Below are 19,904 nucleotides of genomic sequence, written 5' to 3'. Positions count from 1 at the left end.
TCGCCCGCGTGGACGGCCCGCGGGGCGCATGTTCCCTTCGGCTTGACTCCCTCATCCGCTCGCCCGGTCGGCCGGGCATGTCATTCGTTGGCTGTCGTGGTCCTGTAGGCCTCGCGGCGTACGTCGGCGTTCGCGTGCCGTCGCAGCAGACGCAGCAGTGACCGCCACTCCTCGTGCCAGCCGCTGCCCGGGCCCGTTCCCTTCACCAGGCCGACCGCCAGCAGGCCCGTCTCGGTGCCGCCGTCGCGGGCGAACCCGTCGGCCGCGGTCAGCACGGCCTCGGTGCGCTTCGGGTGAGCGTCCCCCGCCGGGGACATCCGCAACCGGTCGGCCGTGTGGATCGCGACGGTCACCCCGGCGCCGTCGAGAGCCTCGGCCAGGTCCCGCAGTCGGGCGAGCAGTGCGGTCGGCTCCATGGTGCGGTCGGCCAACATGCCCAGCAGGTGGGCACGTTCGGCCGCCAACAGGGGTTCCCGCGCCAGCTGTTCCGCGACCGCTTCGAACAACTCGGGTCGCGCTCCGTCGACATAGCCGAAGGACGTCATGTGCCGGAGCCGCTGCAGCGCCGGCATGTCCCGGCCCTCCAGCGCGTCGCAGCCGCCCTCCGGCGTGTGCATCGCGGCCAGCAACTCGGCCACCGCGGAGTGGTACGCGCTGCCCGGCGCGGCGCCGCCCACGGGATGCGGCAGCTCCGAGGCGGCCAGGTCGCGCAGTGCCCACGCCGCGTGCAGCCAGTGCGTACGGTCGTCGAGGTCGCGGGCGGTCCGGGAGATGCGGACGGCCAGTTCGGGAGAGTAGCGGCACCACACTTCCATGGCGCGCAGCGTGAAACTGCCGCTCCCCCAGCTCTCCATGAGCGCCAGGGACGTGTCGTACGTCCCGAGGACGACGGCGGCGTACGCGCGGCGGTGCGTCTCGGCCAACTCCCAGGGGGTGACGGCCAACAGGGCTTGGTGGACGGACTCGGCGTCGTCGCGTGCCACGTCCTCCAGCAGGGTCCAGGACTCCGGCTCACCGAGCAGCGGCGGCAGGGCGCGGACGACGACGGCCCGCACGTCCGGGTGGCGGTCGGGAGCGTGGAAGGCGCGCGCCAGCAGGGACACCGCCCGCCGGGGCGGCAGGAAGCGGGCGGCGAGCCGTACGGCCTCCTTGCGGGAGGTCACCTTCGCCGGCTGCTCCCCGGTGAGCAACGCGCCGAGGGCGAGGGCGAGTTCGGACGGGGCGGCGAAGCGGGCGGCGCGTGCCGCCGCGTACACGGCGACTCCGGCCCGGTCGCCGCCCGCATGGTCCAGCAGCACCGGCAGCGTGTCGTGGGGCCGGTCGGTCCAGGGCAGCGCGCCGAGCGCCGCCTCGGCGACGACCACCTCCGGGTCGTCCTTGTGCGCGAGTGCCAGGGCCCGTCCGAACCCGGGTACGGGGGCCGCGGCCCGGATCAGGGCGGCCCGGTCGTCGAGCGGAAGCGAATCGTCCGCGACCGCCTGTGCGGCCAGCCGGACCGCCGCGCGCTGCTGGCGGGGCAGCCAGCGGTCGCTGTCGCCGAGGTCCGGCAGCGGGCGCCGGGCCCCGTCCACCAGGAAGCGGCCGTAGGGCGGCGACGCGTCGAGCAGGACGTCCAGCAGGTCCGTGCGCCGCCGGGCGAGCACCTGCCGTACGGCGGGGAGGGCGACCGCCGACGGTTCGAGCGCGACGATCCTGGCGACCCGTTCGTCGCGGGTCGCCGGTGCGGCCAGCCACAGCTCGGCCGCCGCCTCGAACGTCTCGTCGTCGCCGCGTTCCAGGGCCGTGGCCAGCCTGTCCTGCAGTTCCGGAAGCCGCCGGGCGCGCGGTCCCAGCGCGGCTGCCAGGCCCAGCAGCAGCCGGAAGTCGGCCCTCGCGGCCCCGGCGTCGAGCCAGGGGCGCAGGGCGTCGAGCACCTGGTGTTCCTGGCCGCGCCGCAGGACGCGGTGGAGCGGGCCGAAGTCGGGTACGCCGACGCGGCTCGTGATGCGCTCCAGGGTGCGCAGGGCCCAGGGCCGCAGGGCCGTCTCGTCGTCCGTGGCGTGCTCGACGAGCAGGCGCAGGGCGAGCGTGCGCAGCGCCGCCAGGGTGGCGGCCGAACCGTCCCGTGCCTCCAGGGCGTCGGTGGCGAGCGCGTCCAGCAGGGGAGCGTCGGCGGAGGCGCACAGCCTCGGGTGCGCTTCGGCGAGGGCGCCGAGCGCCGCGGCGCGTACCGGGTCCCGGTCGTTGCGCAGGCGGCGGCCCGCCGTGGTCAGCAGCTCGGTGACGGCCTCGCGGCCGCCGTCCCGGGCGGCGCAGGCCACGAGCAGCGGCCAGGCGGCGGCCCGGTCGTCGGCGTCGGACCTCGCGATCGCGGCGAGCAGCGCGGAACGGGCCTCGTCGAGCGGGCCGTGGGCGAGGGTGTCCAGATCGTCCAGCCAGTAGCCGCCCTGGTCGACGGACGCGGCCACCTCACGCCGCACTTCGGCCCAGCGGCGCTCGCGGGGCAACAGGTCGAGGACGGCCGGCACCGGGTTCCAGGCAGTGGTGCGACTGCCGACCTCGTCCAGGAACGCGGCGCGCCGGCCGGGGGCCAAGGCCTTCACCAGGGCTGGGAAGTGAGGGTGGTGGCCCACCCAGTGACGGCCGAGCGCGGTCAGCGAGGCGGGCTCGGCCCGCACCAGCCTGCGCAGCACTCCGGGCGGCGGTAGCGGCTCGTGGCGCTGCCGCCGGCGGTCGGGGGAGGTGATCCAGCGGATGACGCGGTCGGCGTCGACGGCGGCCAGGGGGCCGAGTCCGCTCTTCACCGCTTGCGGCAGATGGACGGGGCCGTGCAGCTCCAGCAGGGTGAGCACCCGCTCGGGGCGCAGCGGGGCCAGCGCCGCGACGGTGGTGGCGTTCAGACGCCACCAGTCGTCACGCTGCTGTCCGCCGGCCCGGTCGGCCAGGGTCGCCTCGGTGTGGTCCAGCACCGGGTCGGGATGCCGGCGGGCGAGCCGCGTCCAGCCGTCGACGGCGTGGGCCAGCCCCGGCAACTCCCGTGCCACGAAGGCGGCGGAGCAGGCCGGCAGCAGCCGCGCGGCCTCCGCGTCGCCCCACTCCGCGCGCAGTCGCCCCACCAGCCGCTCGGCGAGGGCGCTGCGGTCTCCCGCCACGAGCAGACGGGCGAGCCGCTGCCGCAGCACGGCCGGTGCGTCGTCGTACGCCGCCTCCACCGCCTCGTCCGGCACGGGCAGGTCGCGTACGGCGCGCCGCGCGTACCCGGCGACGACCGGGTCCGGGTCGGCCAGCCGCTTCGCGAGGAACCCCGCGTCCCGTCCGACGAGGGCCGCCAGTGCCGCGAGCCGCCGCTCGTAGGAACCACGCTCGTCCAGCTCGGTCAGCAGCGGGGCGAGCGTCCCGTCCTCCGCGAGCCTGCGGGCGGTCCGGGCCGTCAGGGTGAGGCGTGCGGGGAACGGCAGCGGTTCGAGGGCGGAGAGCAGGTGCTCCGCGGTGGTCGGCATGCGCCGATTGTGCCCGGCAAGATCCGTGCATGCGATCGATTAAGTGAGGACGGGAAGGGCCGGGCCGCAGCAGCGAAAGCACGCCGTCCACAGCAGCGACAGCGCGCGGCTACCGCCGGCTTCGTATCAGCAGACACAGGAAGTACGGCGTGCCGATGACCGCTGTCATGAGGCCGGCGCCCCGTCGGGCGGGTGCGATGACCGTGCGGCCGAGCAGGTCGGCCGCGCAGACGAGCGCGGCGCCGAGGAGGACGGCGACCGGGACCAGGCGTACATGCCGTCGGCCCACGAGGGCGCGCCGCGTGCGGTTGGCGAACTCGCCATCGGCGGAGGTGACTTGGCCGGCCGGGTCCGAACCGGAGACTAGGATTCCGCCGGGGTGCCCGGGATTCGGCCCGGTGTCCCTGTCGAGACGAGGGAGCAGGGCATGTCAGTGGAACGGTTCGAGGTGAGCCGTGACATCGCGGCACCGCCGGCCCGGATATTCAGCCTGCTGTGCGATCCCCGCGGACACGTGGCCATCGACAGTTCGGGAATGCTCCAGGCCGCCGACGGCGAGGCCGTGCGCGAGGCCGGGGACTCCTTCGTCGTGCACATGGACCGTGAGGCGCTGGGCGACCTGCCGATGGGCCGGTACGACGTCACCGTGGTCATCACCCGGTTCGAGCCGGACACGCTCATCGAGTGGACCCCCACGTCCCCGGACTTCACCCCGCCCGTCAACCACCACTTCGGCTACCGGCTCCGGGCCACCGCGAACGGCACCGAGGTGACCTCGTACTACGACTGGAGCCGGATCCACGACCGCTACCGGGCCGCCGGCGTGTTCCCCATCCTCCAGCAGTCCGCCCTCCGCGCCACCCTCGGCATCCTCGCCCGAACCGTCGAACAGAGCACCTGACCTCACCAGGACGCGTACGCCCCCACCGGGAGGGCCACCTGACGGCCCCGCTTCCCGGACCGCCGGCGGCGGCGAGCGCCTCGACGCCGCTCGCGGCGACGGTGACGTCGAAGCCGACGAGCCGGAACGTCTCCGCCAGCAGGTCACGCATGTTCTCAGCGCGCTCAGGGCGACTTGCGGCTCCTGTTGAGGAGTTGGAGACCGCTGACGATCCGGTATCCGCCGTAGAGCATCGGCCCCCAGGCCAGGAGGTACGCGCCCGTGGCCCGGGCCTGCTCGTAGGTGATGACGGTGAGGAGCACTCCCCCGATGAGCCAGGCCGCACCGAACTCGATGGAGCGCCTGTTCCTCGCCTCCCGGACGGCCCGTTGCTCCGGGGGGACGATCTCGCACGGCCCGCGTGAACTTCCGTACGGCCGTAGGTCGTTGTCAGCCAACTCGGTTCCTGAGTGCGTGAAGGCGTCCCGGCCGGTCGGCCGGTCCCTCGCGCCGCCCGACCGGCCATCGGTTGTACAGGCAGGGACGCTAACGGCCGGCGGCCGATCCGGTCTTGGACGAATTTGCACTCGCCGAGAGAGCCAGTGCGCCCTCCACCCGGCGGGCGGCGGCCATCTGTCCCGGCGTGGTACCGGCGATGGCCCGGAACTCGCGGTTGAGATGCGCCTGGTCGTAGAAGCCGCAGGCGGCCGAGATCTCGGTCAGACTCGCGGCGCCGTGGCCGAGCATCGCCACGGCGTGGCGGAAGCGCAGCACCCGGGCGGACGCCTTGGGCGTCAGCCCGATCTGCTGGGTGAACCGCCGGATCAGGTACCCCTGGCTCCATCCCACTTCGTCCGCGATACGGGCGATGGGCCTCGCCCCCGCGCTGCCGGCCAGCAGTCGCCAGGCGTGGCCGACCTCGGGCGCGGGCTCCGGGCCGCGCGCGAGCCGGGCGAGCAACGCCGTGTCCAGCAGGTCGAACCTGGCCGCCCAGTCAGGGGTGTTCGCCAGTCGCTCCACCAGCGCACCGGATTCGGGCCCAGAACGTCACGGATCTCCACGGCCAGGTTCGTCAACTCGTTCATCGGCATGCCGAACAGCCGGTAGGCGCCGAGCGGCGTGAACTCGACCCGGATCGCCTCCTGGCCGCCGGGATGTACACAGATCGCGGGCCGGTCCTCCACCCCGACCACCAGCGATCCGATGCTCCCGCTGCCTCCGCCCGGTACGCCCAGCCGCCGGACGTCGGAGAACGGCTCCGCGAGGCTGATCACCAGGGTCGCGCACCCGGTCGGCACCAGCCGCACCTCGTACGGAGAGGTCACCGCCTCCCAGTAGCCGACATAGCTGCGCAGGAACGGTCGCAGCCCCGGATGCCAGGGCCGCGTGACCCGCCACAGCCCGCCGAGCCTCGCGACCTCGACCGCACCCGCACCCGCCGGGCCGCCACGTCCACCATGAACCGCCAACAGGCTCTCCTCACCCCAGAGGAACCGTCACTATCCATGTCGCCACGCCCCACCCCCGCCAAACGGCATGACGTCGGCCGCCGCAGTCAGAGTCTCCGGACGACACGGCCGGCAACCGTCGCGTACCCGATACCGATCGCCAGGGAGGCGAGGAGCGCGAGGACGGGGAAGTCGTCGCGGAGGAAGGGGTACACCTGGAAGTGCGTCAGATAGATGTAGAGGGAGCTGCTCGCCAGGACACCCGCGACGCGGTTGAGCGGGCCCAGGCTCGGAAGCGCCGGCACCCAGATCAGCAGGGTCAGGCCCGCCATGACCAGGAGCGTGCGGTGCGGCTGGTCCTGGAACAGGCCGGGCGTGGTGAGCAGGAGGGTCGCGGTCAGCAGGAGCCGCTGCCGGACACGCGTCGCCCGCGCCGCCGCCCAGCCCAGCGCGAACAGCCAGAACACCACGGCCGGTCCCAGGTGGAAGCGGGCGGGCGCCAGGTCCAGCAGGTCGTAGCGGCCGACCAGGCCGATCGCCACCAGCGTGAGCGGGACCCCGAAGGCGTATCGCCGCTCCAGCCGGTCCAGCAGCGGTACGGCCAGCAGCGCGCCCAGGACGACCAGGAAGTAGACCAGGGCCTCCACGAACCAGTAGTGCCACTCGTGGCGCTCGGTGCCCTGGTCGAGAAGGCTGTTGAGCAGCAGGGCGTTGGCGGGGTCGTACAGGCCGGTCAGCAGGACCGCGCCGGTGATCCACACCATGCTCGGGAGGGCGATGCGGGCGACGCTGCGCCACAGGTGACGTACGCGTTCGCGGTGTCCGGCGGCGGTCAGGTGGAAGCGTGCGAAGTTGAAGCCCGCGACGCCGATCAGGATGTGTGCGCTGCCCTGGAGGGAGAAGACGGGGATGTGCGAGCCGACGACGAGCACGATCCCGACCGCCCGCAGCGCGATCCCGGTCTCCAGGGAGCGTCGAGCGCCCCGGGAGCGGGCGTCGCGGGCGGCCGGGGGCGTCGGCCGGAGCCATCGGGCCCACCGTGGTCGGCGGTGGGTGCCCTCGCCGCGCTCCGTGGCCGCGCGCGCGTCCTCGTCCTCCGACCGCTCCTGCGACTGCGCCGCCAGGAGCCGCAGTTCGCCGATCGGCCTCGTGTGCCAGTCCGTGGGAAGAGTGCCGAGCGCCTCCTCCAGCCGCAGGGACATCTCCACGTAGCAGAGCGAGTCGCCGCCCAGGCCGACGAAACTGCTGTCGTCGGTGACGTCGTCGCGGTCGAGTATCTCGGCGTAGAGGCTCCGCAGGACGGCTCCCGGGTCCGCCCTGTGCGGTACTGCGGCCCGGTCCGCCGGCCGCGGGACGGCGGCCGGGTCCACGCTTGCGGAGTCCGCCGCCGGGGGCCGGGGGCGGGTGAGGCGGCGTACGGCCTCATGGTCGGGCTTTCCGCTGGTCAGGCGGGGCAGTTCCGGGAGCAGGCGCACATGGACCGCACGCGGCGGAATCCCGCATTCCCGCGCCACCAGGCGGCGCACGTGTGCCGCGCCGGAGGCGCTTTTCACGGTGTCCTTGAGCGCCGCCACCGCCAACGCGTCCCCGTCGCCCGCGCAGTACGCGGTGATCCCGTGCCGGTCCAGCAGGGCCTCCACGCGCTGAGGATCGATCCGCAGGCCGCAGATCTTCGCGAACCGGCTGCGGCGCCCGACTATCTCGTACAGCCCGTCGGGCGCGCGCCGCGCCAGGTCGCCCGTGTACAGCTCCTCGACCGTACGGCCGAGAGCGAGGTCGGCCGGGCTCTCCGCGTAGCCGAGCATGACGTTGGGGCCGGAGTAGACGAGTTCGCCGACGCCCTCCGTGCCGGCGGTCCCGCCGGTGTCCGGCCCGGCCGGCCCGTCGACGGGGGCCAGACGGAAGGAGCCGCCGGGTATCGCCACCCCCACGGCCTCCGGGCGTACGGCGGCGAGGTGCGGCGGCAGGTAGGCCATGCGGGCCGTCGCCTCGGTCTGCCCGTACATCACGAACAGCTCCCAGCCCGCGCGGCGCCCCAACTCGGCGTAGCGAGCGACCCGTTCGGGCGTCAGTCGGCCGCCCGCCTGGGTGACGCGACGCAGGTGCGGCAGCTCCATGTCGGCGAAGCCGACGCGGTCCAGCAGCTCGAAGGTGTACGGCACGCCGGCCAGCGAGGTGCCACGGGCGGCGCGGAACTCCTCCCAGAACCCGGCGTCCGCCACCGACCGTTCGGTGAGGATCAGCCCGGCCCCGCGCAGCAGGTGACTGTGGATGACGGACAGGCCGTAGCAGTAGTGCGGCGGCAGCGTCGTGGCCGCGCGGTCGGTGTCGGTGATGCCGAGGTACCCGGCGATCGACGCGGCGTTCGACTGCACGTTGTCGTGCGAGAGCCGCACGAGCTTCGGTGAGCCGGTCGACCCGGACGTGCTCAGCAGCAGCGCGAGGTCCGGATGGAGGGTGTGGGCGCTGCCGGGGCGCCGTTCGCCGAGGGACCAGTCACCGCGCTCGTCCTGACGGGCCACCACGTCCGGGTCGTACGCCTCGGTCAGGGCGTCGATCGTGTCGTCGCCGTCACCGGGGACGAGCAGGACGGGGTGTCCGGCGGAGAGGGCCGCGAGATGGACGACGAGAGCGTCGACGCGGTTGGCGCCGGCCAGCAGCACGAGTCGGCGCACGGGGCCGAGGCGCTCCGCCGTGGCGGCGACCCGGCGGGCGAGTTCTCGATAGCTGAGTTCACCCGAAGAGGTGATGAGCGCGACGCGGTCGCCGTGCGCGGCGAGTTGGCGCGCGAAGGTCACCCCGTGGGGCCCGCCGGAGGGTTGGGGGGACGGTGCCGACGGAGGGCTCGGAGTCGGCACGGTGCTCGGAGTCGGCACGGTGCTCGGTGTCGACAGGGGGCCGGGGATCGACAGCGGACTCGGAGTCGACAGGGGAACCGGTGTCGACAGGGGGCTCGGAATCGCCGGGGCGCTCGGAGCCGAGGCCCTGGAGGGAGCGCGAAGCGGCTCGGGCGGTGAGATCACGGGCGCGCAACCTTTCTGCGGCAGCGTCCGCAAATAGCACAGATCCCTTGACGGTTAGGCAAGCTTTACCTTATTCATAGCATGTTCACAGTTGGCTTGAAAGCACCACTTCGCCGCCCGCCGACCGACCCCGCGCCCAGCGGTTCGACGGCGGCCCCGCAGGAAGGCACACCACCATGCGACGCCCCCTGGCTCGCCGGATCACCGCGCTCGTCGCGGCCGGCCTGCTGCTCCCCGCCCTCGCCGCCTGCGGCTCCGACGACGACACGAGCACGGCCGGGGAGGGCGGCGACTCCACCCTCGTCATCTACTCCGGACGCAACGAGAAGCTGGTCAAGCCGCTCCTCGACAAACTGGAGAAGGCGGTGGGCACCAAGGTCGAGGTGCGCTACGGCGACAGCGCGGAACTCGCCGCGCAGATCCTGGAGGAGGGCGACCGGACCAAGGCGGGGCTGTTCTTCTCCCAGGACGCCGGCGCCCTCGGCGCCCTCTCCAAGGAGGGGATGCTGAAGAAGCTCCCGCAGTCCTCCCTCGACGAGGTGGACGAGGCCTACCGGGGCGGCGACGGCGACTGGGTGGGCCTGTCCGGACGCGTCCGGGTCATTGCCTACAACCCGGACGACCTCACCGAGGGTCAGGTTCCGGACAGTGTCCACGACGTGGTGAAGCCCGAGTGGAAGGGCAAGGTCGGCTTCGCGCCCACCAACGCCTCCTTCCAGGCCTTCGTCACCGGCATGCGCGTCCTGGAGGGCGACGACGCCACCCGCGAGTGGCTCGAGGATCTGAAGGCCAACGGCGCGAAGACCTACGCCCACAACCTCGCCACCCTGGACGCCATCGAGGCCGGTGAGGTCTCCCTGGGCCTGGTCAACCACTACTACTGGTACGAGCGGGTCGCCGAGAAGGGCGAGGACAAGGTCAACGCCAAGCTCCACTTCCTGCCCGGCAAGGACCCCGGCGCGCTGATCAACGTGGCGGGCGCGGGCATCCTCGCGGACAGCGGGCAGACCGAGGCCGCGCAGAAGGCCGTCGACTATCTGCTCTCCGAGGAGGCGCAGACCTACTTCGCCGACACGACGAAGGAGTACCCGCTGGCCGCGGGCGTCACCAGCACCGTGGAGGGCCTGCCGCCGTTCGAGTCCCTGGACTCCCCCGACATCGACCTCGGCAAGCTGGAGTCCCTTCAGGAGACCCTGGCGATGCTCCAGGACGTCGGACTCGTCTGACGGTCGTGAACACAACCGAATCCACGGCAACCCCGGCCGGCGCGGGCGCTCCGGCCGGGCGCCGGCACGTCCGTACCGTCCGCGGAGCCCCCGCCGACTCCGGGCGCCGACCGCCGCTCGTCCTGCTCGTCCCCGCCTGCGTCGCCGCCCTGTTCGCGCTGCTGCCGCTCGGCTACCTCGCCGTGCGCGCCCTGGAACGCGGGCCCGCCTTCGCCTGGAACGTCGTCGCCGACGAGCGCACCCTCGCCCTCCTCGGCCGCAGCCTCGGCCTCACCGTCGTCGTCGTGGCGGGCTGCCTGGTGCTCGGCGTCGGTCTGGCCTGGCTGACCGTGCGCACCGCGCTGCCCGGCGCCCGCGCCTGGTCGGTGCTGGCCACGCTGCCGCTCGCCGTGCCCAGTTACGTCGCCGCCTTCGCCTGGCTGGCCGCCGCGCCCGGCCTCGCCGGCTTCGGCGGCGCCGCGCTCGCCCTGACCCTCGTCAGCTTCCCCTACGTCCTCCTGCCGGTCGCCGCCGCGCTGCGCGGTATCGACCCGGCCCAGGAGGAGGCCGCCCGCTCCCTCGGGCACGGCCCGCTGCGCACGTTCCTCCGCGTCACCCTGCCCCAACTGCGCCCCGCGGCGGCGGGCGGTGCACTCCTCGTCGCGCTCTATGTGCTCTCCGACTTCGGCGCGGTCTCCCTCATGCGGTACGACACCTTCACCCGCGCCATCCACACCTCCTACCGTGCCTCTTTCGACCGCACCCCGGCCGCCGCGCTCAGTGTCGTGCTGGTGGTGATGACGGTGACCCTGGTCGCCGCCGAGGCCCGTACGCGCGGACGCGCCGGGCACGCGCGGACCGGCACCGGCACCGCCCGCCCGGCCGTCCCGCTCCCCCTCGGCCGGTGGCGGCCGGCCGCCCTCGGCTGGTGCGCCGCCGTGGTGGCCGTGGCCGTCGTCTTCCCGCTCGCCACCCTCGGCTACTGGCTGACCGCCGGCACCTCCGCCACCTGGGACCTGCCCCTGCTCGCCGACACCGCCCGCACCACCCTCGGGGTCGCCGCCGCGGGCGCCGCCCTCACCACGGTCCTCGCCCTGCCGGTCGGCGTGATCGCGGCCCGCCACCAGGGGCGCGGGGCACGGCTGCTGGAGCAGTCGGCCTACGCCGGCCACGCACTCCCCGGCATCACCGTCGCCCTCGCCCTGGTCTTCTTCGCGGTCCGCTACGCCTACCCCCTCTACCAGCAACTGCCGCTGCTGGTCGGCGCGTACGCCGTCCTCTTCCTGCCCGTCGCGGTCGCCGCGACCCGCGCCGCCGTCCTCCAGGCCCCGCCCGTACTGGAGGACGTGGCCCGCTCCCTCGGCCGGCGGCCCTGGCAGGTACTGCGCGAGGTCACCGTGCCGCTGGCCGCGCCCGGAGTGGCGGCCGGGGCGGCCCTCACCTTCGTGGTCTGTATGAAGGAGCTGCCGGCCACCCTCCTGCTGCGCCCCACGGGCATGGACACCCTGGCCACCCGGCTGTGGACCGAGACCGGCGCCGGCTCGTTCGCGGCGGCGGCCCCCTACGCGGCCGCGCTGATCCTGCTGGCGGCCGTTCCCTCCTATCTCCTTGGCAGGCACCGCCCATGAACGCTCTCCGGATCGAGGGCCTGACGAAGTCCTACGGCTCCGACGCCCCCGTCCTGCGCGGCCTCGACCTCACCGTGCCGTCCGGGTCCCTGGTCGCGGTCCTGGGCCCCTCCGGCTGCGGCAAGACCACCATGCTCCGCGTCGTCGCGGGCTTCCTGCGCGCCGACGCGGGCACGGTACGGCTCGGCGACCGGATGATCGGCGGTCCCGGGGTCCACTTCCCGCCCGAGCGCCGCCGGATCGGCATCGTGCCGCAGGAGGGCGCGCTGTTCCCGCACGTCAGCGTGGCCCGCAACGTGGCCTTCGGCCTGAAGGGCACCGACCGGGCCGAACGCCGGGCCCGCACGGAGGAGATGCTGGAACTGGTCGGCCTGGCCGGCTACGGCGACCGCATGCCCCACGAACTCTCCGGCGGCCAGCAACAACGTGTCTCCCTCGCCCGCGCCCTGGCCCCCCGCCCCCAACTGGTCCTCCTGGACGAGCCGTTCAACGCCCTGGACAGCGCCCTGCGGGCGGGCGTGCGGGCCGACGTGCGCTCGGCGCTCCGCGCCACGGGCGCGACGGCGGTCCTGGTCACCCACGACCAGCAGGAGGCCCTGTCCACGGCGGACCTGGTCGCGGTCGTCCGCGACGGCCGCGTCGCCCAGTGCGCCACGCCCCAGGACCTGTACCGCCGGCCCGCCGACCCCTGGGTGGCGGGGTTCGTCGGGGAGGCGGTGCTGATCCCCGGCACCACCACGGGCAGCGGGACGGCCGACACGGCGCTGGGCCCGGTCCCCCTCACCGGCCCGCCCTCCGGCATCCGGGAGGGCACGGTCCTCCTGCGCCCCGAACAACTCCGGCTCACCGCCCCCGACACCGAGAACTCCGTCCGCGGCAGGGTGACCGACATCCGCTACTACGGCCACGACGCCATGGTCACCGTGACCGTCCCGAACCACGACTCGCCCATCGACATCCGCGTCCCGGGTCAGCCTCCGGTAGCGCCCGGGGAGGAGACGGGGGTACGGGTCGCGGGCGAGGCGACGCTGCACGCCACCAAGGGGTTCCCGTCGGCTGCGGGGTCAGTACGGGCATGACTGCCCCTGCCCCTCTCCCCCGACGTCAGCGGCCGAAGTGCACATGGGCCGCCCAGAGGCCGGGGGAGCGCGGATTTCGGGCTCGCACCGCGACGACCGCTGTGTGCAGTGCCCGGGCCGAGGCGGCGGCGTTCGGTGCTCTGGTGCCGTCGGCCGTCAGCCGCGCGTAGACGGTTGCGGCGATGTGTGTGGCGGAGGTGCCCTGGACCTTCCACAGGCTGCCGATGACGCTGCGATACCCGGCGGTCTGGAAGGCCGCGGTGATGTGCAGCGCCTCGTCGGTGAACGGGGCGCGGTGTCAGTGGTTTCGCAGGCCGAGAGATAGGCCAGGTCCGCGTGGGGGTGTCGAGCCGGGAGGCCTTGGCGTCGCCCCGGGTCGTCCACTCCCCGACCGCGTCATGAATCCGCCAGGCCGTCTCCACGGCCTTTTCCTCGAACTCCGGGCTCGCCCCGCTCCCTTGGGACATCAGCTCCTCCCCCGGTGACCGGCTCGGTAGGTCATCGTCAGTGGCCCCCCTCAGAACGTCGCCGAGCGTGGCCCGCGACGACCAGAGCTCGGTCGGCGACTCTCGCTGTCGTGTGCGCTGCTGGACTGCGTACCCAATTCCAGCCGCACACCCGCGAGTAGGCGGACCCGGAACGTGAAGAGCCTGCCGGGCGGCGCGTGGGTGCGGGTCAGGAGCTCGCGGTCGCAGGCCGGGGGGCAGCGGGTCGAAGGCGGACGCAGCAGTGGCCGGGGCTGGGCTCCAGGCATGCCTGGACGCCGTCTTCTCCGACGCCCAGAAGGACGCCGCGCAGCAGGTGGAGGTTCATGCCGCAGACCGTCTCGGTGTGCAGGCGGGCGAGCGCGTGAAAGGGGCAGTTGCCGAGGACGATGGTGTCACCGTCATGGCGGGGCTCGAACCCGTACCGCTCCAGCAGGTCGAACACACCTGACGCACCTGGGCTGTTCTCGCCCGCGAGCTGTTCACCGAGCTGGTGGGCCGTGCGGTGCAGCACGGCGCGGACCGGTTCTCCGGTGGCCTCGGACTCCTCCACGGCCTGGGCGAGGAGCCGTCCGGCCAGCTCGTAGTGACGCTCGGGCAGGCTGACGGTCACCTGCTTGGTGGAGCGCCGGTAGAGCTTGGCCGGCCTGCCCGCGCCGGGCCCGGTGCGGCCGCTGCGCCGCTCGTAGACCACGTCGAGCAGTGATTCGTCAACCAGCCGGTCCAGGTGAAAGGCCGCGGTCTGACGCGCCAGTCCAAGAGCTCCGGCGGCGTCGTCGCGGCTGACCGGCTCCGGCTGGCGCACGACATGGTCGTAGAGCCTCCTGCGGGTCGGCTCGTCGAGAGCGGCGACGGCGGAGATGTCGGGACGGGGTGCTTCCTTCGGGTGATCCACGAACACCAGTGTAAAACCCACGGCCATTGACTAAAGAAGGCTTCCGCGTTTCTATTGATAGTGAGAGTTGCCTATAGAAGGAAGGGCGTCATGTCGTCCGCAACCACAACCCCCACCGCGACCGCCACCCCTCGGCGTTCCGTGCTCACCGACCCCGGCTACCAGGCGTTCGTCATCCTGCGCACCGGGTTCACCGTGGCGCCGATCCTGTTCGGGCTGGACAAATTCACCAACCTGCTCGTGGACTGGCCCACCTACCTGGCGCCGTGGATCGACGACGTCGTTCCGGGCAGCGCTCAGGCCGCCATGTACGCCGTCGGCGTCATCGAGATCGTCGCGGGCATCGCCGTCGCCCTCGCCCCGCGTTTCGGGGGCTGGCTGGTGGCCGGATGGCTCGCCGGGATCATCGTCAACCTGCTGAGCATCCCCGGCTACTACGACATCGCGCTGCGCGACTTCGGCCTCCTGCTCGGCGCGGTGGCCCTCGCCCGGCTCGCCCAGCGCTACCACGGCAAGCGACAGCCGCGCTGAGGCCCCTCGGCGGCACACGGAAGCGGGTGGGATGGTGGTCTCATGGGAACCTTCAGCGGTTCTCCGGGACCATCACCGGGACCTGACCTCCGGGACGAGAGCTCACGGACGGATGGCTACGTTCCGTTGCGCGAGTACGCGGTGATCGGCGACGGCCGTACCGCCGCCCTGGTCGCACGTGACGGGTCGGTGGACTGGCTGGGCCTGCCCGACCTGGACTCCCCCGCCGTGTTCGGCGCCCTCCTGGACGCCTCCGGCGGGGGCGGGTTCCGGCTAGAGCCGGTGGTGCCCTACCGGACGGAGCGCCGCTACCTGCCCGGCACCAACGTGCTGGAGACCACCTTCCTGACCCGCACCGGCTCGGTGCGGGTCACCGACGCGCTCACCCTGCACGACGACACGGCACTGACACCGATGCGGGAACTGCTGCGGCGGGTCGACGGGCTGTCCGGGTCCGTGCCGCTGCGCTGGAGCGTGAGGCCCTGCTTCGGCTACGGCACCCACCGCGCACGGCTCGTGCGGCGCGCGGGCGTCCCGGTGGCGACAGCCGGCAGCAGCGCTCTCGCCGTCTGCACGTGGGACGCCGGCGCACCCGACTGCGACGGGGACATGATCAGCGGCCGGTTCGAGCTGTCACAGGGCCGACGCGCCATGATCGCGATGCCGTTCGCCGAACAGGAGCCACTCGTCCTGCCCGCCCGCCGCGAGTGCGAGGCGCGCCTGGACGGCACGAGCGCGGCGTGGCGGAGCTGGGTCGAGGGCCGCCCGTACACGGGACGGTGGCATCAAGCGGTGACGCGCAGCCTGCTGGTCCTGAAACTGCTCGTCCATGCCCCTTCCGGTGCGATCGCCGCCGCGGCGACGACGTCGCTGCCGGAGGAGATCGGCGGCGAGCGCAACTGGGACTACCGGTTCTCGTGGGTGCGCGACTCCGCCTTCACGCTGGCGGCCTTCCTGCGGCTGGGCTGCCCGGCGGAAGCGCACGCCTACTTCTGGTGGCTGATGCACGCCTCCCAGCTCACCCACCCCGACCTCAAGGTGCTGTACCGGCTGGACGGCGGCCACCGCACCCCCGAGCGGACTCTGCCCTGGGAGGGCTACCGGCGCTCGGGGCCGGTCCGCGTCGGCAACGCTGCGGCCAGCCAGGCACAGCTCGACATCTACGGCGAGCTGGTGCAGACCGCCTGGCTGTACGCCCAAGCCGCGGGAGGCCTGGACGCGGACGTCGCGCGACGCCTCGTGGAGCTCGCCGACCTCGTCTGCGGGAGGTGGCAGCAACCCGATTCGGGCATCTGGGAGGTCCGCAGTCCACCCCGGCACTTCACCCAGTCCAAGATGATGTGCTGGGTCGCGCTCGACCGCGTCGCCGACCTCGCCCGCCGTGGACTGGTCCCCGACCGGCACCTGGGCCGCTGGCACGCCGCACGCGACGAGATCACCGCGTTCATCGAGACCCGCTGCTTCTCGTCCGCCCGCGACAGCTATGTCCGCGCCGCCGACGGCGAGGACCTGGACGCCGCCGTCCTGCTGGGACACCTCTACGGATACGGCGACGAGCGGCGCATACGGTCCACGATCACCGCACTGGCCCGCTACCTGCGTCACGGGCCGTACGTCGACCGCTATGCGGGGGAGGACGGGCTCGCCGGCGGCGAAGGCGCCTTCCTCGCCTGCTCCTTCTGGCTCGCCGAAGCGTTCGCCCGCACCGGCCGCCTTCCCCAGGCGATCGAGCTGATGGACGAGCTGGTCGGCCTGGCCAACGACGTCGGCCTCTACAGCGAGGAGATCGACCCCGCCACCGGCGACTTCCTGGGAAACCTTCCCCAGGGACTGAGCCATCTGGCGCTGATCAGCGCCGCCGGCGCCATCACCGGGGCGGGCAAGGACGCGTCGCGATGAACGCCTGGTCAACCGCCGCGGGTGCCTTCGTCGGCACCCTGGCGCTCACGACGGCGCTGCGCGCTGCCAGCGAGCTGAGCCTGACCCGCATGGACCTGCCTTTCCTGCTCGGCACGGCGGTGACCGTCGACCGCACCCGCGCCAAGGCCATCGGCTACTTGATGCACTTCCTCAACGGACAGATATTCGGGTTCGTCTACTTCGCCGTCTTCCTCGCCATCGACCACAGCGGCTGGTGGCTGGGGGCCCTGTTCGGACTCGCCCACGGCCTGTTCGCCGGCACCGCGCTGGTCAACATCCTGCTGCCGCTCGTTCACCCGCGCATGGGCAGCCCACTGACCAGCGCCCCCGACGTGGCCCTGCTCGAACCACCTGGCTTCCTGATGCGCAACTACGGCCCCGGAACCCCTGTGGTCACCGTCGTCGCCCATGTCGGCTTCGGAGCGCTCGTCGGAGGCTTCACCGCCCTACCGACGTGAAAGCCGACGCACATCGGCGAGACACGTGGTGAACTCGTCCTCTGTCCCCAGCGACCGGGTGGCATAGGGGCGGCGCGCTGCCGGACGACCCCGGCCGACACCTCTTCGTGCGGCAGCAGTTGCCCCGCCTGGCGTGGCAGCAGCAGGTCACCGACACGGTCCGCGTCGTAGCGCGCTGCCCGCAAGGGCCGGAGTCGCAACGGGGTCGGCTTGGGAAGGGGAACGACAGGGGCGGGCATCGAAAGCCCCTGGACAGGCAGGCCCAGCAGGGGCGGGGCACCGTGCGGTGCCCCGCCCTGGGCCGGAGGGACGGTGGGTCAGGCGGTCGCGGTGAGCGGCTCGGAAGCGGGCTGCGCCGCCAGTCGGCCGGTGCGGTGCAGGCCGTACAGAGCGGCCGCGCACGCCAGGCCCAGCGCGAACAGCGTGATCCACGGCAGCGCGGGCATCCCGGCCGCGCGGGCGGCGTCGAGCGCGGCGCCTGTGCCGAGGTTCCCGACGGTGATGCCGATGCCGCAGATCGTGTTGTACAGCCCGTAGTGGGTGGCGACGAGGCGGTCACCGGAGAGGCGGACGATGGTGTCCATCTCGAAGGGGTAGGCGATCATCGTCCCGACGGCCAGCAGCAATGCGGCGAGCGTCGGCGGCACCGCCGCGAGCAGCCACAGCCCGATCCGGGACTCCGGTACGGGTACGGCGGTGGACAGCAGCAGGGGCACGAAGGCCAGGCCCATGGCCGCCAGCCCGCGCACGAGCGCCTGCCCGGGCTCGTACCGCGCCCTGCACCATGCCGTCACCCTCGTCTGGCCGAGGATCGTGCTCAGCCCGGACACGGCGAAGAGCACCGCGACCGCCACCGTGCCGAACTCCCCGTCGCCGCCTAGTCGGCGCACCTCCAGTGGCAGCGCCAGATAGACCTGGAAGGACAGGACGTACGAGCCGATCATGGCGACGGAGAACAGTACGAACGGCCGATTGGCGAGGATGCCGCGCCACTGGGCGAGTACGCCCTGACCACTGTGGCTCTCCTGCCGCTTGTCGTCCTCGGCCCGCCGGGCGGGCAGCGCGCGAATCTGTACGACGCTCAACAGCGCGAAGATCCCTGCCGCCACCAGGCAGGTGACGCGGAAGTCGACCCCGGTCAGGACCATTCCGACGAGGGGGCCCAGCAGGATGCCGGCTTGGTAGAACACGTTGAAGAGGGCGAACGCGTCAACCCTGCGTTCACCCGCGTCGGCCGCGAGGTACGCGCGTACGGCCGGATTGAACAGCGCCCCGGCCAGCCCGGTGGCGGCGGATGCGGCGAGCAGTGCGGGAAGTGAGTCGACGAGCCCGAGCGTCGCGAAGCCGAGGGTGCGCAGCACACATCCGGCGACGATCATCGGCTTGTAGCCGAGCCGGTCCGCGAGCGTCCCGCCTACCAGGAACATGCCCTGCTGGCTGAAGTTCCGTACGCCGAGGACGAGTCCGACGATCCAGCCGGCCAGCCCGAGCGTGCCGGACAGGTGGGCGGCCAGATAGGGCATCAGCATGTAGAAGCCGAGGTTGATGGTGAACTGGTTCACCATCAACAGCTGGACGCTGCGTTCGTACGACCGGACCTGCGTGAGCAGCCCCATCACCGGCCCTCCTCCGAGGACCCGGACTCGACAGCTGCGTCCTCAACGCCTTGCAGGTTGAGGGGATCGACCACGGTGGTGCACCGGGTCCAGCGGGTGACCTCCTTCTCGTCCAGGCGGCCGATCAGCTCCGGTTCGGGCGCCGGTGGGGAGTCCAGCAGGCCGTGGGCGGCGCAGTAGTCGTCGTCGTAGACCGTCCCCAGGTAACGCTGCGGACCGTCGGGGAAGATCGCGACGATCCGTGCGTCCGCCGACATGGTCCGGGCCAGCCAGCCGGCCACCATCGCGACCGCGCCGACACTCCACCCGCCGGTGGCGTAGTGGGACACGGCCAGTTGGCGGCAAGTCCACACCGCCTCTTGCGGGGCAACCCAGTGCACCTCGGAGAAGTTCTCGTAGGCGACGTTGCGGGGGTAGATGCTGGAGCCGAGGCCGCGCATGAGGCGGGGCCGGGCGGGCTGGCCGAAGATCGTCGAGCCGACCGTGTCCACGCCGACGACGGTCAGGTCGGGGTAGAGCTGGCGCAGGACCCGGGAGACGCCCGCGGAGTGGCCGCCGGTGCCGACACTGCACACCAGGACATCGATGTGACCCAGGTCGGAGGCGAGTTCGAGGGCCAGCGGGGTATACGCGGCGACGTTGTCGGGGTTGTTGTACTGGTCCGGGCACCAGGAGTCCGCGTGCTGCTCCAGCAGCCGCTGCACGCGTTCGCGTCGGGCCTGCTGCCAGCCGCCCGTGGGATGCGGCTCGGAGACGACGTTGACCTGGGCGCCGTACGCCGTCAGCAGCCGGGTCATGGACAGTTCCAGGCCCGGGTCGGTGACCAGGGTGACCGGGTGGCCGTACACCATGCCGGCCAGGGCCAGTCCCAGTCCGAGGGTGCCGCTGGTGGACTCGATGATCCGTCCGCCGGGCCGCAGGTCGCCACGGGCCCGGGCCCGCTCCACCATGTGCAGCGCCGGACGGTCCTTGATGCCACCGGGGTTGAACCCTTCAAGCTTCGCCCAGAAGCCACGTCCGGCAGGGGCCAGCGGCTCCGAGACCCGCAGCAGTGGGGTGTTGCCCACCAGGCCGGACAGGGCGGACCGGCCCGGGTCGACCGCGGTCTTGGTCAATGACTGCATGTCTTTGTGTTCACTCTCGCTCGATGAATACCGGGTGCGGGTTCATCTCGCGTGTCATGTCGTGAGGCGGACCAGGAGTCCGCGCTCAGGCCATGGGCACGCGGCAGCCGCGAAGTCGGCGGCTGCGAGCGAG

General features: G+C 72.8%; 15 protein-coding genes and 2 pseudogenes. 7 read left to right on the top strand and 10 right to left on the bottom strand.

Annotated elements, in window-relative coordinates:
- Positions 1–80 precede the first annotated feature (80 nt).
- Positions 81–3,479, bottom strand: coding sequence for a hypothetical protein (locus ACWD26_RS02020; RefSeq protein WP_451265166.1), 3,399 nt, complete (start codon positions 3,477–3,479; stop codon positions 81–83).
- A 109-nt stretch (positions 3,480–3,588) separates the two neighbouring features.
- A pseudogene (locus tag ACWD26_RS02015) lies at positions 3,589–3,783 on the bottom strand (iron chelate uptake ABC transporter family permease subunit); the annotation flags it as partial.
- 123 nt (positions 3,784–3,906) lie between these two features.
- On the opposite strand from ACWD26_RS02015, the gene ACWD26_RS02010 reads away from it, so the two are divergent.
- Positions 3,907–4,380 carry an SRPBCC family protein gene (locus ACWD26_RS02010; RefSeq protein WP_451265164.1) on the top strand — a complete coding sequence of 158 codons (474 nt, stop codon included), beginning with the start codon at positions 3,907–3,909 and terminating at the stop codon, positions 4,378–4,380.
- 164 nt (positions 4,381–4,544) lie between these two features.
- Here the strand turns inward: ACWD26_RS02010 and ACWD26_RS02005 are convergent, their stop codons facing one another.
- The 4 genes and pseudogenes from ACWD26_RS02005 to ACWD26_RS01990 form a co-directional block, all read right to left on the bottom strand.
- Positions 4,545–4,817, bottom strand: coding sequence for a hypothetical protein (locus ACWD26_RS02005; RefSeq protein WP_451265162.1), 273 nt, complete (start codon positions 4,815–4,817; stop codon positions 4,545–4,547).
- 88 nt (positions 4,818–4,905) lie between these two features.
- Complete coding sequence (locus ACWD26_RS02000; RefSeq protein ID WP_451265160.1) at positions 4,906–5,379, bottom strand: helix-turn-helix domain-containing protein; 474 nt, start codon at positions 5,377–5,379, stop codon at positions 4,906–4,908.
- Between the two features lie 98 nt (positions 5,380–5,477).
- Positions 5,478–5,684: pseudogene (locus ACWD26_RS01995) on the bottom strand (helix-turn-helix domain-containing protein); the annotation flags it as partial.
- Positions 5,685–5,914: 230 nt separating this feature from the next.
- The gene (locus tag ACWD26_RS01990) at positions 5,915–8,605 is read right to left on the bottom strand and encodes an AMP-binding protein (protein ID WP_451265158.1); all 2,691 of its coding nucleotides are present in this window, start codon (positions 8,603–8,605) and stop codon (positions 5,915–5,917) included.
- A 401-nt stretch (positions 8,606–9,006) separates the two neighbouring features.
- Here ACWD26_RS01990 and ACWD26_RS01985 point away from each other — a divergent pair, with 401 nt between their 5' ends.
- Genes ACWD26_RS01985 through ACWD26_RS01975 form a run of 3 tightly spaced genes read left to right on the top strand, consistent with a single transcriptional unit; the run spans position 9,007 to position 12,742 of the window.
- A complete protein-coding gene (locus tag ACWD26_RS01985) occupies positions 9,007–10,056 on the top strand; it encodes an iron ABC transporter substrate-binding protein (protein WP_451265156.1) in 1,050 nt (349 codons plus the stop codon).
- Positions 10,057–10,061: 5 nt separating this feature from the next.
- The gene (locus tag ACWD26_RS01980) at positions 10,062–11,663 is read left to right on the top strand and encodes an ABC transporter permease (RefSeq protein WP_451265154.1); all 1,602 of its coding nucleotides are present in this window, start codon (positions 10,062–10,064) and stop codon (positions 11,661–11,663) included.
- Positions 11,660–12,742 carry an ABC transporter ATP-binding protein gene (locus ACWD26_RS01975; RefSeq protein ID WP_451265153.1) on the top strand — a complete coding sequence of 361 codons (1,083 nt, stop codon included), beginning with the start codon at positions 11,660–11,662 and terminating at the stop codon, positions 12,740–12,742. The genes ACWD26_RS01980 and ACWD26_RS01975 overlap by 4 nt, the downstream gene beginning before the upstream one ends.
- A 25-nt stretch (positions 12,743–12,767) precedes the next feature.
- On the opposite strand, the gene ACWD26_RS01970 is transcribed toward ACWD26_RS01975, so the two are convergent.
- Together ACWD26_RS01970 and ACWD26_RS01965 are read right to left on the bottom strand one after the other, a co-directional pair.
- Positions 12,768–12,968, bottom strand: coding sequence for a hypothetical protein (locus ACWD26_RS01970; RefSeq protein ID WP_451265285.1), 201 nt, complete (start codon positions 12,966–12,968; stop codon positions 12,768–12,770).
- A gap of 449 nt (positions 12,969–13,417) precedes the next feature.
- Positions 13,418–14,149: a helix-turn-helix transcriptional regulator gene (locus ACWD26_RS01965; RefSeq protein WP_451265151.1), complete on the bottom strand. Its 732-nt coding sequence runs from the start codon at positions 14,147–14,149 to the stop codon at positions 13,418–13,420.
- A 63-nt stretch (positions 14,150–14,212) separates the two neighbouring features.
- Between ACWD26_RS01965 and ACWD26_RS01960 the strand changes: the two genes are divergently transcribed.
- The 3 genes from ACWD26_RS01960 (at position 14,213) to ACWD26_RS01950 (ending at position 17,031) form a co-directional block, all read left to right on the top strand.
- Positions 14,213–14,653, top strand: a complete 441-nt coding sequence (locus ACWD26_RS01960; protein WP_451265149.1) for a hypothetical protein — start codon at positions 14,213–14,215, stop codon at positions 14,651–14,653.
- Between the two features lie 126 nt (positions 14,654–14,779).
- Positions 14,780–16,552 carry a glycoside hydrolase family 15 protein gene (locus ACWD26_RS01955; RefSeq protein WP_451265147.1) on the top strand — a complete coding sequence of 591 codons (1,773 nt, stop codon included), beginning with the start codon at positions 14,780–14,782 and terminating at the stop codon, positions 16,550–16,552.
- Positions 16,549–17,031 carry a hypothetical protein gene (locus tag ACWD26_RS01950; protein ID WP_451265145.1) on the top strand — a complete coding sequence of 161 codons (483 nt, stop codon included), beginning with the start codon at positions 16,549–16,551 and terminating at the stop codon, positions 17,029–17,031. The genes ACWD26_RS01955 and ACWD26_RS01950 overlap by 4 nt, the downstream gene beginning before the upstream one ends.
- A gap of 317 nt (positions 17,032–17,348) precedes the next feature.
- Here ACWD26_RS01950 and ACWD26_RS01945 read toward each other — a convergent pair whose 3' ends face one another.
- Both ACWD26_RS01945 and ACWD26_RS01940 read right to left on the bottom strand, forming a co-directional pair.
- A complete protein-coding gene (locus ACWD26_RS01945) occupies positions 17,349–18,647 on the bottom strand; it encodes an MFS transporter (protein ID WP_451265143.1) in 1,299 nt (432 codons plus the stop codon).
- A complete protein-coding gene (locus ACWD26_RS01940) occupies positions 18,647–19,771 on the bottom strand; it encodes a PLP-dependent cysteine synthase family protein (RefSeq protein WP_451265141.1) in 1,125 nt (374 codons plus the stop codon). Before ACWD26_RS01940 ends, ACWD26_RS01945 begins: the two co-directional genes overlap by 1 nt.
- Positions 19,772–19,904 lie beyond the last annotated feature (133 nt).

The sequence above is a fragment of the Streptomyces sp. NPDC002787 genome (genome assembly GCF_053592095.1).
This window is presented reverse-complemented; position numbering and strand designations above follow the sequence as displayed.